The sequence below is a fragment of the Ligilactobacillus aviarius subsp. aviarius DSM 20655 genome, from assembly GCF_001436315.1.
GTDB lineage: Bacteria > Bacillota > Bacilli > Lactobacillales > Lactobacillaceae > Ligilactobacillus > Ligilactobacillus aviarius.
Genome location: NZ_AYZA01000022.1, coordinates 34,026 through 51,349, shown reverse-complemented (window position 1 = coordinate 51,349; position 17,324 = coordinate 34,026). Strand labels below are relative to the sequence as shown.

At 45.2% G+C, this 17,324-nt stretch carries 17 protein-coding genes; all 17 read right to left on the bottom strand.

Annotation, left to right across the window (positions count from 1 at the left end):
• Nucleotides 1-40 precede the first annotated feature (40 nt).
• Nucleotides 41-2,689 (bottom strand): alanine--tRNA ligase, encoded by a 2,649-nt coding sequence (gene alaS, locus FC33_RS05675; protein ID WP_057827649.1) that lies wholly within the window; start codon nucleotides 2,687-2,689, stop codon nucleotides 41-43.
• A gap of 247 nt (nucleotides 2,690-2,936) precedes the next feature.
• A complete protein-coding gene (locus FC33_RS05670; protein WP_057827648.1) occupies nucleotides 2,937-4,271 on the bottom strand; it encodes a DEAD/DEAH box helicase in 1,335 nt (444 codons plus the stop codon).
• Nucleotides 4,264-5,232, bottom strand: a complete 969-nt coding sequence (locus FC33_RS05665) for a DHH family phosphoesterase (protein WP_057827647.1) — start codon at nucleotides 5,230-5,232, stop codon at nucleotides 4,264-4,266. The genes FC33_RS05670 and FC33_RS05665 overlap by 8 nt, the downstream gene beginning before the upstream one ends.
• A 59-nt stretch (nucleotides 5,233-5,291) precedes the next feature.
• Nucleotides 5,292-6,371 (bottom strand): DNA polymerase IV, encoded by a 1,080-nt coding sequence (gene dinB, locus FC33_RS05660; RefSeq protein ID WP_081037065.1) that lies wholly within the window; start codon nucleotides 6,369-6,371, stop codon nucleotides 5,292-5,294.
• Nucleotides 6,372-6,475: 104 nt separating this feature from the next.
• Nucleotides 6,476-7,945: a glucose-6-phosphate dehydrogenase gene (zwf, locus tag FC33_RS05655; protein ID WP_057827836.1), complete on the bottom strand. Its 1,470-nt coding sequence runs from the start codon at nucleotides 7,943-7,945 to the stop codon at nucleotides 6,476-6,478.
• 73 nt (nucleotides 7,946-8,018) lie between these two features.
• Nucleotides 8,019-8,777, bottom strand: a complete 759-nt coding sequence (gene fabI, locus FC33_RS05650) for an enoyl-ACP reductase FabI (RefSeq protein WP_057827646.1) — start codon at nucleotides 8,775-8,777, stop codon at nucleotides 8,019-8,021.
• 17 nt (nucleotides 8,778-8,794) lie between these two features.
• The gene (gene accA, locus FC33_RS05645) at nucleotides 8,795-9,574 is read right to left on the bottom strand and encodes an acetyl-CoA carboxylase carboxyltransferase subunit alpha (protein WP_057827645.1); all 780 of its coding nucleotides are present in this window, start codon (nucleotides 9,572-9,574) and stop codon (nucleotides 8,795-8,797) included.
• The gene (locus FC33_RS05640) at nucleotides 9,567-10,421 is read right to left on the bottom strand and encodes an acetyl-CoA carboxylase carboxyltransferase subunit beta (protein ID WP_057827644.1); all 855 of its coding nucleotides are present in this window, start codon (nucleotides 10,419-10,421) and stop codon (nucleotides 9,567-9,569) included. Before FC33_RS05640 ends, accA begins: the two co-directional genes overlap by 8 nt.
• Nucleotides 10,402-11,790: an acetyl-CoA carboxylase biotin carboxylase subunit gene (accC, locus tag FC33_RS05635; protein WP_057827643.1), complete on the bottom strand. Its 1,389-nt coding sequence runs from the start codon at nucleotides 11,788-11,790 to the stop codon at nucleotides 10,402-10,404. Before accC ends, FC33_RS05640 begins: the two co-directional genes overlap by 20 nt.
• A gap of 3 nt (nucleotides 11,791-11,793) precedes the next feature.
• Entirely contained in the window at nucleotides 11,794-12,222 is a 429-nt protein-coding gene (gene fabZ / locus FC33_RS05630) for a 3-hydroxyacyl-ACP dehydratase FabZ (RefSeq protein ID WP_057827642.1), read from the bottom strand.
• Nucleotides 12,223-12,654: an acetyl-CoA carboxylase biotin carboxyl carrier protein gene (locus FC33_RS05625; protein ID WP_146993412.1), complete on the bottom strand. Its 432-nt coding sequence runs from the start codon at nucleotides 12,652-12,654 to the stop codon at nucleotides 12,223-12,225. It lies immediately after the preceding gene.
• A gap of 2 nt (nucleotides 12,655-12,656) precedes the next feature.
• Nucleotides 12,657-13,889, bottom strand: coding sequence for a beta-ketoacyl-ACP synthase II (gene fabF / locus FC33_RS05620; RefSeq protein WP_057827640.1), 1,233 nt, complete (start codon nucleotides 13,887-13,889; stop codon nucleotides 12,657-12,659).
• Nucleotides 13,890-13,900: 11 nt separating this feature from the next.
• Nucleotides 13,901-14,629 (bottom strand): 3-oxoacyl-[acyl-carrier-protein] reductase, encoded by a 729-nt coding sequence (fabG, locus tag FC33_RS05615; RefSeq protein WP_057827639.1) that lies wholly within the window; start codon nucleotides 14,627-14,629, stop codon nucleotides 13,901-13,903.
• Nucleotides 14,620-15,582: an ACP S-malonyltransferase gene (locus FC33_RS05610; protein ID WP_057827638.1), complete on the bottom strand. Its 963-nt coding sequence runs from the start codon at nucleotides 15,580-15,582 to the stop codon at nucleotides 14,620-14,622. The genes fabG and FC33_RS05610 overlap by 10 nt, the downstream gene beginning before the upstream one ends.
• Before the next feature lie 9 nt (nucleotides 15,583-15,591).
• Complete coding sequence (locus tag FC33_RS05605) at nucleotides 15,592-15,834, bottom strand: acyl carrier protein (protein ID WP_057827637.1); 243 nt, start codon at nucleotides 15,832-15,834, stop codon at nucleotides 15,592-15,594.
• A 17-nt stretch (nucleotides 15,835-15,851) separates the two neighbouring features.
• Nucleotides 15,852-16,826, bottom strand: coding sequence for a beta-ketoacyl-ACP synthase III (locus FC33_RS05600; protein WP_057827636.1), 975 nt, complete (start codon nucleotides 16,824-16,826; stop codon nucleotides 15,852-15,854).
• A 16-nt stretch (nucleotides 16,827-16,842) separates the two neighbouring features.
• On the bottom strand, nucleotides 16,843-17,286 hold the full coding sequence (locus tag FC33_RS05595) for a MarR family winged helix-turn-helix transcriptional regulator (protein WP_057827635.1): 444 nt from the start codon (nucleotides 17,284-17,286) through the stop codon (nucleotides 16,843-16,845).
• Nucleotides 17,287-17,324 lie beyond the last annotated feature (38 nt).

Genomic DNA, 17,324 nt, shown 5'->3' with positions numbered 1-17,324 from the left:
CCCCATCATTCGGTTAACCAAATGATGGGGTTATTATTAATTATTTTGTCTTCTTTTCCAGCCATTCAGCCGCAGCCTGTAACGCAGCTTGCATTCCAGCGGGTTTCTTTCCGCCGGCTTGAGCAAGGTTTGGTCGGCCGCCACCGCCACCACCAACTAATGGGGCAATTTCTTTGATCAAGTCGCCGGCCTTTAAGCCATCTTTCATTGCAGCATCGCTCATGGCAGCGATCAAGTTAACCTTGCCGTCTTCAGTTGCCGTTCCAAGAACAAGGACATCTGAAAGGTTCTTGGCTTTCCACTGGTCAGCCAATTGCCGTAATTGGTTCATTCCTGAAACGTTGACTTGCGAAGCAATCAATGTCTTGTCATTGATCGTTTGCACGTTCTTGAAGACATCGGCAGCTTGTTGACTAGCAAACTTGTCTTCTAAGGCTTGCTTTTGTTGTTCAAGTTCTTTGATTTGAGCAAGGGTTTGATCGATCTTGCTTGGAACATTTTTAACTTGAGCAACTTTCAATTTAGCAGCCGATTCGTTCAAGATGTTATTCCGCTGTTGCAAGAATTCGTATGCTTCCTTTGAAGTGACAGCTTCGATCCGGCGAACACCGGCCCCGACACCTGATTCAGAAACAATCTTGAACAAGCCAAGTTCGCTCGTGTTATCGGCATGGTTTCCACCACAGAATTCCATTGAGTAATCGCCAATCTTAACGACCCGGACAACATCGCCGTACTTTTCGCTGAACAAGGCGATTGCGCCCATCTTCTTGGCTGATTCGATGTCGGTTTCAACGGTTTCAACTGGTAATGCATCCCAAATCTTTTCGTTTACGATTCGTTCAACCTTATCAAGGTCTTCAGCGGTAACTGAGCCTAAGTTCGTGAAGTCAAACCGCAAGTATGTTGGTTCAACTAATGAACCGGCTTGGTGCGTGTGTTCGCCTAAAACATCGCGTAATGCCTGGTCAAGCAAGTGCGTTGCGGTGTGGTTCTTCCGCACCTTATCGTGGAACTTCTGGTTGACAACCAATTCATATTCATGTTCCGTGGTCATCTTCTTCAAAACTTTCACGGTGTGCATGTTTTGACCGTTTGGCGCGTGTTGCACATCTTCAACTTCCGCAACAACTTCGCCGTTTTCGTCCTTGATAACCCCCTGGTCAGCAACTTGGCCGCCCATTTCAGCATAAAATGGAGTAACTGAGAAGATCATCTTAGCTTCGCCATCGGCAACCTCATCAACTAATTGGTTATCAACAATAATGTCCTTTAATACCCCTTGGGCATCAAGTTTTTCGTAACCAACATATTCACTTGGAGTCTTAATGTCAGTCAGCAAACCATTTTGAACGCCCATTGATTTTTCGTTGCTCCGGGCATTCCGCGCACGTTCCTTTTGGGCATCCATTTCGCTTTGGAATTCATCTTCGTTAACACCTAAACCGGCATCGTTTGCGTATTCCACCGTTAATTCCAATGGGAAACCGTAAGTATCATACAACTTGAAGGCGGTCTTGCCGTCGATCTTATCTTGCTTATTTTTCTTGGCATCAGCGATTACTTGGTCAAGTAATTGCATTCCGTCTTTCAAGGTGTTGTTGAACCGTTCTTCTTCCATCTTGATCACTTTTTGAATAAATTCGGCTTGTTCTAAGACTTCCGGATAAGCAGACTTCATGATGTCGCCGACAACTGGCACTAACTTGTACAAAAATGCACCGTCAATGCCTAACTTTTGCCCGTGAAGTTCAGCGCGCCGAATCAACCGGCGGATAACGTAGCCGCGGCCTTCGTTTGACGGCAAAGCTCCATCACCAATGGCAAACGTAATTGCCCGCGCGTGATCGGCAATCACCTTAAATGAAACGTCATTGTCGGCATTATCGCCGTATTGCTTACCAGCTGACATTTGCACCGTTGCGTCAATGATCGGCATAAACAAGTCCGTTTCAAAGTTTGTTTTCGCATGTTGGAAAACGGAAACAACCCGTTCAAGCCCCATCCCCGTATCAATGTTTTTATGCGGAAGCGGTTCGTATGTGCCATCGGGCTTGTGGTTGTATTCTGAAAAGACGATATTCCAGATTTCAAGGTAGCGTTCATTTTCGCCGCCCGGATAATTTTCAGGATCATCTTCAGCAACGTTGTTGAATTCTTGGCCCCGGTCATAGAAAATTTCGGAGTCCGGACCGCATGGACCTTCGCCGATATCCCAGAAATTATCTTCAACTTGGTAAATGTGGTCTTCAGCCACGCCGGCCTTCATCCACACTTTCTTTGATTCCTTGTCTTTTGGATAAACCGTAATGTAAAGTTTTTCAGGATCCATGCCGAACCATTCTGGACTGGTTAACAATTCCCATGCCCACGGAATAACTTCATTCCGGAAGTAGTCCCCAACCGAGAAGTTTCCAAGCATTTCGAATAATGTATGGTGGCGCGCAGTGTGACCTACGTTTTCAATATCATTTGTCCGAATTGATTTTTGCGAACTTGTCATCCGGCGGTTCTTCGGGACAACTGTTCCGTCAAAATACTTCTTCATTGTTGCAACCCCAGAGTTGATCCATAACAATGTCGGGTCATCTTGGGGGATCAATGGCGCACTTTTCAAAACATCGTGGCCCTTTGATTTAAAGAAATCCAAATACATTTGCCGCACTTCGGCACTTGATAATTCTTTCATGATTTTCCCTTTCCAATATACAAAAAGTACCATTGCCTGCAGGGACGCACATGCGCGGTACCACCCTGCTTGCAACGATACTTTATCGTAACCTCTTTAAGTTTATTAATTTCAATGTCATCATAGGGAGCATTGCTTTACGGTTTTCAAGTTTTCGCACCACCCAAACTCTCGCTGAGAAAACCAATAAAACAACATATCCTAATCTTTCAAAAGTATATTTAAAAATTAAGCGTTTGTCAATCCGTTACCGTGACTTGCGTGCTTTGCGCCGCGCTTGCCGTTGGGCGATCCGCCGCTTTTGCTGCTGGTCCCGTTTGATTGCGCGCTGAATTTTCTTCTTATACCCTGGTTTGTGTTTCTTCTTTTGTTTATTGACCATTCCTTGCAGTTGCGGATCCATCTTTTCGTGAATCTTCTTCCGCTTCTTCCGCCGGTTCCGGTCATATGAATCAACGATTTCACCATTTCGAATGGCTTTCGGTTCAAACTTGATGCCCATCTTTTCAAGTTCTTCGATCTTACTTTCGTCGTTTGGTTCATAAAGCGTAATTGCTGTTCCGGTCATTCCGTTTCGGCCCGTCCGGCCAACCCGGTGAACAAAGAACTCAAGATCAGTCGGCAAATCATCATTGATGACGTGGGAAACACCTTGAATATCAATTCCCCGGGCTGCCAAATCAGTTGCAACAACGTATTGATATTCGAGATTTTGAACAGCCTTCATGATCCGCTTCCGTTCCCGCGGTTGCAACCCACCATGGATCTTCGCAACCTTCAATCCTTGTGACCGTAGGTAATCTGTCAGTTCATCGGCACGTTCCTTCGTGTTGGTGAAGACCAATGCCAAGTATGGTTCACCCATTGTCAGCAACTTGTAGATGATTTGATTGCGGTCGCGGCCCTTCGTTGAAATCAACCAGTTATCGATCGTATCACTAATGATCGTTTGGTTCTTAACAACTTCAACGACTGGGTTTTCCATGTATTTATGCAAGAATGGTTGCAACTTTTCAGGAATCGTAGCTGAAAAGACCATCATCTGCAAATCTTGCGGCAGTGATGATGCAATTGCATCCGTATCATCCAAGAATCCCATGTCCAACGTCATATCCGCTTCATCAACAACAAATTGCCGAACTTCGTGAACATCAAGTGCTTGGGCCCGGATCAAATCTAAAATCCGGCCGGGAGTCCCAATCACGATTTGCGGCTGATTATGGCTTAACTTTTCAATTTGCCGTTGTTTATCCGTTCCGCCAACGTAATTATGAACGATAATCGGTTCTGGCGCGAACTTCGCAATTTGCTTTGCCGCTTCATAAATCTGGTATGCCAGTTCCCGGCTTGGCGTTGTGATGACCGCTTGGGCGGGACAGTTCGGATCAACTTTTTGGAAAATCGGCAAAAGGAATGTATGCGTCTTTCCGCTCCCAGTTTGGGATTGGCCAACCACACTTTTGCCTTTCAGGATTGTTGGAATCAAGCGTTCCTGAACCGGCGTTGGTTTCCGGAACCCCATCGCCTTTAATGCCTTGTTAATAAAGGGTTTAAAATCAAAATCCTTAAATTCTTTAGTCATTCTTTTCTCCTGTGTATGTTGCGGCAATTTGATCTAACTTCGCAACGTATTCTTTCAATTGGTCATCGGTCAAGGTGTCCATCATGGCTCCACTTGCTAATGGGTGACCGCCACCGCCGTATTCCTTGGCAAGTTCGTTAATTACCGGACCCTTTGAACGAATATTCAAGCGGTACTTGCCGTCTTCACCTTCAACAAAGAGTGTCCAGCAAACGACCTTATCGATTTTACCGATTACCGAAACGATTGGGGCTGTTCCTTGAGCTCCAAGATCGAAACTCTTAACCAAATCATGCTTCAGCACAATGTAAGCTGCATTGTGTTCTGTCATGACCATGTTATCCCAAACATATGCTGACAGTTTGGCAACTCCTTGACTGATATCATCCATCTTGCGGTTCATTTCAGAAGCGTTGATATCAAATTCAAATAATTGGGCCGTTACGCGCAAGGTGTGGGCGGTGGTGTTGTCATACATAAAACGACCAGTATCGCCTGCAATCCCGGCATATAACATCCGCGCAGCCTTTTGATTCAACACTAATTGACCTTCTGACTTGTTGACTAAATCAACGACCATTTCAGAACAGCTTGATGCGCCGGTGTTGATCAAGCTGATGTCACCATAGTGATCATCATCCGGGTGATGGTCAATTTTAATCAAATAATCGCCTTGATCATAGCGTTGATCGTCAACCCGTGGCCGGTTAGCAGTGTCGATTGCGATCACTAAAGCGCCCTTGAACATGTCGTCAGTCAATTCATCTTCGGTTGTGATCCACGTTAAACTCCCGTCATTTTCACCTGCTTGGTAAACGGTCTTATTCGGGAAACTGTTCCGAATTACTTCTGCCAAGCCACCCTGAGAACCGAATGCGTCTGGATCCGGATCGGTGTGACGGTGAATGATAATTTTGTCATATTCTTTGATTTTTTCAATAATTTGTTGTTCGATTGTCATTTTCTGACCTCTTTCAATTAATCTCCAATTATCAAGTATACAAATAAGTCCCGGCTTTTTCAAAGATCGAGCCGGATATTCTCAAACTCCAGCGAGTCAAGATTGGTGATCGTCAATCCCAATAACCGGACGTCAATTAGGTTATCTTGAATCTCATCAAAAAGCTGCCGGCCATAATACGTGAAGTTATCCACCTGATTATCAAGATAATCATCAAATGTCAGCCGTTTCGTAACCGTTTCAAAATGACTGTCCCGGACCTTGATCACGATCGTTTTACCGTGTTTTTGCTGGCGCTTTAACTCGGCGACTAACCGTTCAGCTGTCAGCTTTAACTGTTCGTCAACCTGTTCGATCGAATTTAACGGTTGGTCAAACGTCCGCTGACTGCCGACCGATTTCCGTTCCCGTTGCCATTCAACCGGCCGGTCATCGATTCCGCGAACCCGCTGATACAAAATGTGACCCATCTTGCCGAATTTTGAAATTAGATCAATTTCCTTCCAGTGATACAGGTCTTCACCAGTGTTGATTCCCAATTCGCGCATTTTCGGCGCCGTTTTCTTTCCAATGCCGCGAAACTTTTCGATCGGTAACGGAAAAAGAAAGTCAAGCGCATCTTCCGGATTAATGATCGTCATCCCCACCGGCTTGTGATAATCCGATGCGATCTTCGCTAAAAATTTGTTATACGAAACGCCCGTGGAACACGTCAAATGCAACTGATCGTATATTTCTTGCTGAATTCGATGCGCAAGCGCCACCGCCGATTCAATTCCCGGCTTATTTTCAGTGACATCCAAGTAGGCTTCATCAAAGGCTACCGGCTCGATCTTATCAGTATATTCGTGGAAAATCGTATGGATCTGATGCGAAACCCGCTTGTATTTGGGGAAATCCGGCTTTTTAAAGTAGGCTTGCGGACACCGTTTCAACGCTTCTTGAGCGCTCATTGCCGAATGGATCCCGTATGACCGTGCGATGTAATTTGCCGTTGCGACAACGCCTCGTCCACCGGTGTGCTGGGGATTGCGTGAAATCACGAGCGGCTTGGTCCGGAGTTCCGGATGATCCCGCATCTCAACCGATGCATAAAACGCGTCCATATCAACATGCACGATTTTCCGCTGCTTTGCCACGATCTCCACCTCACCTTCAAAGTTTCGCTAATATTTTAAACGAATGTATGTTCGAAATCAAGAAATGAATAAAAATAGGATGTGACTACCGTCACATCCTATTTTTACCTTAACGGATTAAATTCCCAATAATTTCCATCCCGAATCAACAACTCATCTGCTTCGCGCGGTCCCATTGAACCGCAGTCATAGTTTGGAAAAATTGCTGGATCCGCGTCTGATTCATTCCATGCTTTCCGAATGGCATCCACAAACCGCCATGAATAACGAACTTCATCCCAATGAACAAAGTTGGTTGAATCGCCTTTAATAACATCTAAAAGCAACTTTTCATACGCTTCCGGGGTCTTGGCCCGTAAAGCAGAATTATGCTTAAATTTCATCGTAACGTTGCTTACCGGATAGTTTTCTTCGCTGACTTCCTTTTCATTCAACCGTAAACTTGTTTCCGGAGTTGGTTCAACGTTGATCGTCAAGACGTTTGGATCAAGCTTTTCGTTTGAGAAAATATTATTCGGCATGTCTTTAAAGACGACGTCGATTCGAGTTCCCTTAACAGCCATCCGCTTTCCGGTCCGAATATAAATCGGAACCCCGGCAAAGTTCATGTTATTTACAAAAATCCGCCCGGCAACAAAGGTTTCGGTCATTGAGTCCGCCGGTACTTGACTTTCTTCCCGGTAAGCCGGCATTCCAGCAGTTGCGCCGTACTGGCCCCGGACAAAGTTTTGCCGCACTTCATCTGGCTCATAAACCTTCAATGCTTTCAATGCACTGATTTTTTCGCGTTCAATATCAGTATCTTTATACGAAACCGGTGCGTTCATCGTTAATAAGGAAACAAGTTGCAGAATATGATTTTGAACCATGTCCCGTAATGCCCCGGCATGTTCATAATAGCCAGCCCGCTCTTCAACACCGAGAATTTCACCAAGCGTGATCTGAATATTTGAAATGTAACGGTTATTCCACAACGCGTTGAAAATTGGATTAGCGAACCGGATCGCATAAATACTTTGGGCCATTTCCTTTCCCAGATAATGGTCGATCCGGAAAATATCTTTTTCTTCAAAATAACGAGCAATATCGTCGTTTAAGGCTTCCGCACTCTTTAAATCATGGCCGAATGGTTTTTCGATGACCAGTCGATTATAGCCGTTTTCAGTCACAAGATTTTGTGACCGTAAATGCTTGGCGATCGTTCCGAAGAACGTTGGTGACATCGCAAGGTAAAAAATACGATTGCCGTTGATTTGATAACGTTCATCTAACTTGGCTGCCAAGTTCTTTAAAGTTATATAGTGCTCAGTATCATTAACGTTATGTGATTGATAATAAAAATGGCTGGCAAACTGATTGATCTCAAGGGCATTATTTTCCATATCAGCAACGCTGTTTCGAACTACTTCCTGCAACCGTTCATTTGTCCACGGCCGCCGGGCAGTTCCGATAACAGCAAATTTGTCTTTTAAAAATCCTTTTTGGTAAAGGTGAAACAAAGCCGGATACAGTTTGCGTTGGGCTAAATCGCCAGTTGCACCGAATATAATAAAGAGTGTTTTTCGTTCTTTCAAGTCGTTCCCCGTCACTTTCGTCAAGATTTTACACTTTCATTGTACTATAACTTAGAATTGCGACAAGGAATTTTTAAATCAAATGAACTCCTTTATCCGCGTAAATTACGTCCCCCACAACGCCGGTTGCCAAATCGCTCATCAAAAAGGCACATACGCCGCCAATTTCTTCTAAGGTCACGGAATGCTGATCAACCGTCCGGCGTTCCGATTCAGCCAATAAAGCAGAATGATCGGCAACGCCAGTAACCGCCAACGTCTTCATTGCGCCGGCCGAAATGGCATTCACGCGAATATTGTCCTTTCCCATGTCGCGGGCCAAATACCGCACTGCCGATTCAAGGGCCGCCTTCGCAATTCCCATCGCATTATAATTTGGAATTGCCCGTACCGAACCCATGTAGGTCAAGGTTACAATGCTGCCCGGATGGTTCAGAATTTTTTGCCCATACCGCGCAACCGCGATCAATGAATATGCCGAAATATCCTGTGCTAAATTGTAACCTTCACGGGTCGTTTTCATGACATCGCCTTGAAGTTCGTTCCGATCAGCATATGCGATCGCATGCACGATCCCGTCGATTTTACCGAACCGGCGTTGAACTTCAGTAAATGCCTTTTCGATGTTTTCATCAGCCGCCACATCGCATTCAATTAACCGCTCGTCATCGTTGACCAGCTTTGATAAACTCTTCTTCATTCGTTCATTTTGGTATGTAAAAATAAGCGTTGCTCCCTGTTGCGCCATTACCTGAGCACATCCCCAGGCAATTGAACGCTTGTTTGCAACGCCCATTACTAAAATCTTTTTGCCTTCAAGCAAGCCGTTCATTCGTTAATCATCCCCTATTAAAATTTTCTGAAGCGCGCGTGCCGCTGTGCAAGCAATTCTCCAAGCGAAAGCTTTTGCAACCGCTGAATTTCAGTTTGAAGCACATCGGCAATTGCCGTACACGTTTCAGTATGATCGTCACTTTCCGGAATAATTCCTTCAATTATCTGCCGTTTTAATAATTCTGCCGGTGAAATTTTCAGTGTTTCAGCGGCTTCATCGGCCCGGGAACTATCCTTCCACAAAATTGAAGCAAAAGCTTCCGGTGAAATGACCGAATAAATACTCTTTTCAAGCATCCATACCGAATCACCGCCGGCCAATGCTAACGCCCCGCCACTGCCGCCTTCACCGGTAATGATGGTGATCAACGGTGTTTTAAGTTCACTCATCACCATTAAATTTTGGGCAATCATGTAACCTTGTCCCTGTTCTTCTGCTTCAGCACCTGCATAAGCTCCGGCAGTGTTTACAAACACGACTACTGGGCGGTTAAACTTTGCTGCTTGAATCATTAACCGCTGAGCTTTGCGGTAACCGGCAGGCGTTGGGCAGCCAAAATGGCGGGCGATCCGTTCTTGCGGCGTCGTTCCCTTATCAGTTGCAATTACCGTGACTGGTTGACCGTTGAACGAAGCGATTCCGCCAATCATTGCCGGATCGTCTTCCATTACCCGATCACCGTGCAGTTCATAAAAGTCATCAAAAACATTTGCAATCAGTTCTCGCGCACTGATTTTATTTTTATCCCGAGCAGCTTTCACAATTTCAGCTGCTGTTTGTTCTTTTTTAGTCATTTGCTGCCTCCGTCCGGTTTAACCGCAATAACTTTGCAATTACCTGTTTTTGCCGATTCCGCGGAACAATGTCATCGATCAAGCCGTTTTTCATTAATGTTTCCGCTGACTGCAAATCATCCGCAATCTTTTGGTGCATTGTTTGTTCAATTACCCGCCGGCCAGCAAAGCCGATCAATGCTTTGGGTTCGGCCAAAATAATATCGCTTTGGTTAGCAAAACTGGCCGTTACCCCGCCAGTCGTTGGATCTGTCAAGACTGTCAGATAAAACAATCCCGCACTTGAATGTTCCATTACCGCTTGGGTAACCTTTTGCATTTGCATCAATGAGTAGATTCCTTCTTGCATCCGGGCTCCGCCAGAAAGGGCAAATAAAACAACCGGCAACCGTTTTTGCGTCGCCATTTCAAATAACCGGGTCAGCTTTTCACCCGTGACGCTTCCTAATGAACCCATGATAAAATCTGGATCCATGATGGCAAGCGCACATTTTTCATGCTCAATTTCAGCGATCCCCGTCAGGACTGATTCATCAATTCCGCTTTTTTCACGGCATTGTTCAATCTTTTGATCAAAGCCTTCGAAATCAATTGGATTCGATTCTTCAATATCCGTCAAAATTTCTTTGAAATCGTCAGCAAGCCATTTAACCCGTTTCCGGGCACTTGTTCGAAAGCCATAACCGCATTCGGGGCATGTCCGAAATTTCCCGAGTTTTTCATGTAAAAATACTTGATGACACTTTGGACACCTGATCCACAAGCCGTCCGGAACCCGGTCCATTGCTTGATGATCAGCTTTCACATGTTGCTCGCTGATTCGTGATTTATTTTCGTAAAGTTTCATGGTTTAAACCTTTCTTCCATTCCGGCAAAAAATGCTTTTCAAGATAATCCGTCGTTACCGTTCCCTTAGCAAATTGACCATCACATTCAAGAAATGCCTGGTGAAATTCAATGTTCGTCTGGACACCCTTGATAACCGCTTCATCTAAAACACGTTTCATTTTAGCAATTGCCTCTTGCCGGTTCGGCCCCCACGACACAAATTTAGCGACCATTGAATCGTAAAACGGCGAGATCGTCCATTGCGGATACAATTCCGTATCAATCCGCACACCAAGGTTCCCGGTTGGAAGGTACAGATAGTCAACCTTCCCCGATTGCGGTAGAAAGTCACGGGCCGGATCTTCAGCATTAATCCGGCATTCAAGTGATACCCCATGCGGAGTCAGATCAGCTTGCGTAATATCAAGTTCTAACCCGGCAGCGATCCGCACCTGTTCCCGCACAATATCGACCCCGGTAATCATTTCACTGACCGTGTGTTCAACCTGGATTCGGGTATTCATTTCCATAAAGTAGAAATGATGAGCTTGATCCATTAAGCATTCGATCGTTCCGGTATTGACATAGTTAAGCGCATCGGTTGCTTTGATTGCAATTGATTGCAACTCTTGACGTTCTTTTTCCGTTAAGATCGGGCAAGGACTTTCTTCGATCATCTTTTGCTTATTGCGTTGAACTGAACAATCCCGTTCTGGAAATGCCAAGGTATGGCCGGCTTGATCCCGAAAAATTTGAATTTCAAGGTGCTTAACATCTTGCATTACCTTTTCCAGATACATCCGGTCATCATTAAACGCATGCTGAGCTTCTTGCTTCGCTTGCGTAAACGCCGTCTTCATTTCCTGCCGGTCTTGAACCACCCTGATTCCTTTGCCGCCACCGCCTGCAGCTGCTTTAAGCAAAACCGGATAACCAACTCGATCCGCAATTTCAAGTGCTTCAGCAGTATCTTGAATAAAACCTTTGCTTCCTGGAATTACCGGAACGTCGCTTTGCATCATCCGCATCCGCGCATTTGCCTTATTACCCATTAATTCAATCATTTCCGACCGCGGACCAATAAATTTCACGTGGCATTCTTCACATAACCGCACAAATTCACTGTTTTCTGACAAAAAACCGAATCCGGGATGAATTGCTTCCGCCCCGGTTCCGATTGCAGCCGCCAGGATCGATTTCATATTCAAATAAGAGTCCTTAAGTTGCGGGCCGCCAATGCAGACAGCTTCATCAGCAATCTGAACATGGAGACTTTCGCGGTCAGCCGTCGAATACACTGCAACCGTCTTGATTCCCATTTCCTTTAATGTTCGAATGACGCGCACCGCAATTTCACCACGATTTGCAACTAAAACTTTCTTAAACATCAGCTACTCTCCAATCATAAATGTCAGTTCAGCTGTGCATGCTTTTTTGTCGCCGACATACGCAATTCCTTTTCCGCTTCCAATATGTTCCCGCAATTTCGTCAATTCAACTTCCAACCGCAACGAATCGCCTGGGCGAACCATTTGATGGAACCGGGCTTTTTTGATTCCGCCAAAGTACGCCGTTTTTCCTTTAAAGTCCGGCATTGACAATAAGGCAACCGCGCCGGTTTGGGCAAGAGCTTCAACAATCAGGACTCCCGGCATTACCGGATTTCCTGGAAAATGACCGTTGAAGATTTCTTCATGGGCCGTTACGTTATGGATTGCAACGGCTTTCTTCCCCGGTTCAAGGTCGGTTACCTTATCGATCAGCAGCATTGGATAGCGGTGCGGAATAATTTTTTGAATTTCCGTAACATCCAATTCCATTTACTTTTCCTCGATTTCAAATAATGGTTGGTCATATTCGACCAAATCTTCATTTTCAACCAAAATATTTTTCACCTGACCAGTAACGTTGCTTTTAACTTCCGTCAGCATCTTCATTGCTTCGATCACGCAAACAACATCGCCGGCATGCACCATTTTCCCTGGTTCAACGTATGGCTTTGCTCCCGGTTCCGATTGCAAGTAAACCGTGCCGACCATTGGCGCAACAATTTGATTTGAGCCCGCAACAGAATTCTTCGAAGAATCTTCAACCTTCACTGCAGGTTCACTTGAACGAACCGGTTGCGGTGTTTCCGGTGAACTTTCATTTTTACTCAAATGAAGGTGAAATTCGCCATCATTAATTTCCAATTCTCTTACTGAGGATTGATTAAATTTATCAATAATTTTATTTATTTCATCAAAATTCAATCTCATTCACTCCATCTTTTGAATGCAAGGACCGCATTGTGCCCACCAAATCCAAGCGAATTGCTGATTGCATATTCTAACGTTGGATCCGGGGTTGCGGTTTTAACTACATTAATATCGCACTCTTCGTCCTGTTCCGTCAAACCAACATTCGGCGGCAAAACTTGACGTTGGAGTGCATCGACCGTCAACACTGCTTCAATGGCGCCGGCTGCCCCCAAAAGGTGTCCGGTCATTGACTTTGAACTGCTGACTTGCACGTTACTATTTTCGCCAAACACCTTGCGAATAGCAAGCGATTCGCTGGCATCATTTGCATGCGTCGATGTTCCGTGGGCATTAATGTATCCAACCTGGTCAGCGGTAATTCCCGCTTCAACGATTGCTTCCTGCATTGCCCAGACCGCTGGTTGGCCGGTTGGGTCCGGCGCCGTAATGTGATAGGCATCACAGTTACTGCCATAGCCGACAACTTCGCCTAAAATTTTTGCTCCGTGACTTTGAGCATGTTCAAGGCTTTCAAGCACCAGCGTTCCCGCGCCTTCACCTAAAACAAATCCTGAACGCTTTTTATCAAACGGAATTGAAGCCTTTGCCGGATCCTTTTCCTTTGATAGCGCATTTAATGCAGCAAATCCAGCAATTCCGATCTCATTGACCGATGCTTCGGAACCGCCGCAAATCATTGCCTGGGCGCGGCCTTCTTTGATTTGCCGGTAGGCTTCCCCAATTGAATTCGTCCCAGTTGCACAGGCAGTAACAATTGCCGTACAAATGTTTTGCGCATGGAACCGAATCGCAATGTTCCCGGCGGCCATGTTCGCAATGGCCGTCGGGACAAACATTGGTGAAACGCGTTGCGGCCCCTTTTCATGCATTTTAATGATTTGTTCCTGAATGGTTGTTAAGCCGCCGATTCCGGAACCATAAATTACGCCCAGATCCTCGCTGCGAGTATTTTCTTCCGTTAAGCCGGCTTGTTCAACGGCTTCAACTGCCGAAGCAACCGCATATTGTGAAAACAGATCCATTCGCTTGGCGGCCTTCTTACCAATCTTTTCAGCCGGATCAAAATCTTTAACTTCGCCGGCAACCGTAATGCCCGTTTCTTCAGCATCAAATTTGGTAATCGGGCCAATTCCAACTTTACCGGCATACGCGTTCGCAGTAAACGTTTGAACGTCATTTCCTAAAGGGGTAATTGCCCCCATTCCAGTAATCACAACTCTTGTCATCTTTTTCTCCCTTACATTGCCATTCCGCCGTCAACGTTAATTACTTCACCGGTCAAATAATCATTTTGAGCAAGGAAAAGTGCCGTTTGCGCAACTTCTTCTGCTGTTCCTAACCGTTTAAGCGGAATTCGTTCCTTAATTTCTTTTTGCCGTTTTTCATCAATTGCGGCGGTCATTGAACTGGCGATCATTCCCGGAGCGATTGCATTACACCGCACTCCCCGTAATGCACCTTCCTGAGCGACCGCCTTTGTAAAGCCGATCACTCCAGCTTTACTTGCCGCATAGTTGGCCTGCCCGATATTTCCGTGTTCGCCAACAACACTTGCCATGTTGATGATGACGCCCGAACGCCGTTTCAGCATCCGCTTAAAAAGCGGTTGCGTTACCCGATATGTTCCGATCAAGTTGGTATTCACAACGTCATCGAAATCCTTTTCCCGCATGCCGATCATCAGTTTATCCCGGTTGATCCCGGCATTATTGACTAAAATATCAACGCTGATTTGCTGCTCATCAAGTTGCCGAACCATTTCTTCAATGTCACGCGGATTTGAAATATCCGCTTGAATAAACCACACCTGAACGCCAAGAGCCTTAATTTGTTGAATCAACTCTGACGGTTCATGCCGGGCATTTAAAATTACGTTTGCGCCATTTTCAGCAAATTTAGTTGCAATGGCAGCTCCCAGTCCACGTGATGAACCAGTTACTAAAACATTCTTCCCCGTTAGATCCATTCCTTTTCTCCCGCTTTCTCAATAAATCGTTGATAGTCTCGGTAATTCGTGATGCGTTCCCGCTGCAGTTGCGGATCAACTTGACGCGCAAATGACGTTAAAGCCTTGCCCGCCCCGATTTCAAGGGTTGCATTGACTTGATCTTCATCGATCATCCGCTGCAAGCAATCACCAAAGTGCGTCGGCCGCACAACTTGATCAACCAACGTTTTTGCAATTGAGTCCGGCTCAAAGTTCTTTCCCGTCGTATTACTTAACACACATTTCGAATTGGCAACAAAATCATCTGCATGAATCACCCGTGCTAATTCATGATGGGTGCCAGTATACAACGGCGTGTGAAACGCACCTTCGACCCGGAGTTCAATCACCTTGGCTGCCAACTGCTGCTCCTGAATCGTCTTGGCAACTTGGCGGGTCGCCGCTGCGTTACCGCCAATCACAATTTGATGCGGCGAGTTGTAATTTGCAATCTGGACGACTTGATCCGGTGAACAATATTGCTGACAAATCGTTAAAATTTGAACAACATCTTGTGGATCAACGATTGCATACATTTTTCCTTCAGCGGCTTGACTGTCCCGTTCCATTGCAAGTGCCCGGGCTTTCAAAATCCGCATTCCAACTTGAAAAGGTAGCTTTCCACTGGCGATCAACGCTGAATATTCACCAAGTGATAAGCCAACACTGACGCGAATATCAAGTTGCGGCAGATCATGCTGCAACATCGCATAAAAACCAAGGCTGACCGCAACCAATGCTGGCTGAACGTTGCGCGTAAGGTCAAGTTCCCCGTTTTCGTTTCGCAACACCTTTAGCAGATCCATTTGCAATTCCTGACTGCTAGCATCAATTACCTGCCGAAACACATTACTTTGCTCGTAGCAATCAAGGCCCATCCCCGTTTTTTGCGCGCCTTGACCGCTAAATAAAATTCCCCATTGAAGTGTCATTTGAATTTCCTATTTATTATCAAGTTGTTTCTTAACGTACTTAACAACGTCATCGATCGTTTCAACATCTTCATCTGATTCTAATTTGATATCAAATGCGTCTTCTAGTTCGTTCATGATTTCAAAGAAATCTAAACTGTCGGCATCCAGATCATCCTTGATGTTGGATGTCAATTTAATATCATCTTGATCAACTTCTAATTGATCGGCTGCAATTTCACGTACTTTTTCAAAAATTTGTTCTTCTGTCATTGTTTATTTCTCCCTTGTTATAACTTTATAATTTGGCTGCCAATTGTCAGGCCGCCACCGAAACCAGACAACACAATCGTTTGTCCAGCATGTAATTCTCCATTCTCATTCATCTCCGCTAAGAGAAGCGGAACGCTTGCCGCCGAGGTGTTTCCATAACGTTCCATGTTATTCGGAAACTTCGTGAGCGGTTGGTTTAGTTTTTTGGCAATCGATTTAATGATTCGGATATTTGCCTGGTGCAGGATAAAGTAATCAACGTCATCAAGTGAAACGTGATTGTGATCACATACCCGCTCAATTGAATTCGGAACTTCCGTTGTTGCAAATTTATAAACCGCCCGGCCGTCCATCTTAAACGGATGGAAAGTCGTAAATTTAGCAGGCGGAAATCCGCCAATTGGATTGGTTTCGCCGGCAACTAACTGATCACCAAGATCGCCAAATGTTTTCAAATCGGTGCCCGCAAAAGCTTCAACATTGTCATTGGCTTCAAGCAAAGCCCCGGCAGCTCCATCACCGAAAAGCACGGCAGATGTCCGGTCCGTCCAATCAACTTCCTTTGAAAGGACTTCACCGCCAATGACGATTGCATACTTAAAATCGCTCATCCGCATCATCTTTTGGGCAATTTCCATGCCGTAGATGAATCCCGAACACGCTGCTGAAATATCAAATGCCACTGCATTCGGGGCTTTGATCTGTCCCTGGACTAATGCGGCCGTTGATGGCGTGCATGCATCCGGTGACATTGTCGCAACAATGATCAAGCCAATTTCATCAACTGAAATTTGAGCTTTATCAATCAGCTGCTGTGCCACTTTGGTACATAAAACCGATGTATTTTCATTTAAACTTATTCTGCGTTTCCTGATTCCGGTCCGCGTGCTGATCCATTCGTCAGATGTATCCATGATCTGACTTAGATCATCATTTGAAACCGTGTATGCTGGTGCATATCCAGCAATTTGATTAATTTTTACCTTTTTCACAATTCAGCCCTTCCCGTTAATCAGAGTGAGCCTCCAAAAATGCCTCTAAATTGCGAATCGCTTTTTCAATCGTTTTAACTTCCTCCGGGTCAAGATCCTTCAAGAAACTGCGAACCATTTGCCGGTGAAAGGCATCATGCGCGCGGTAAACCAACCGCCCTTTTTTGGTTAACCCTAACCGAATGATTCGCCGATCGTCTTCGCCCCGGATCCGCCGAACGTATCCTTTCTTTACCAGCCGGTCAACCGTCGTTGTTAAGGTTCCCGGGGTTAAATGCAACTTTCGGGCAACTTCCGACGCTGTTTGATGATCATACATTGTGATCGCGATAATCGCGTGAATTTCCTTAATGCTTAAATCATTGAAACTGCTTTTGCGAAGTTCATTTTCTTCGATCCACACAATATCGGCATAAACTCTTTTCATCGCTTCATCGATGTATTTTTCTCGCTCATTCATTCTATTCTCACCTTATCGTTTGCTATTCAAATATTTTG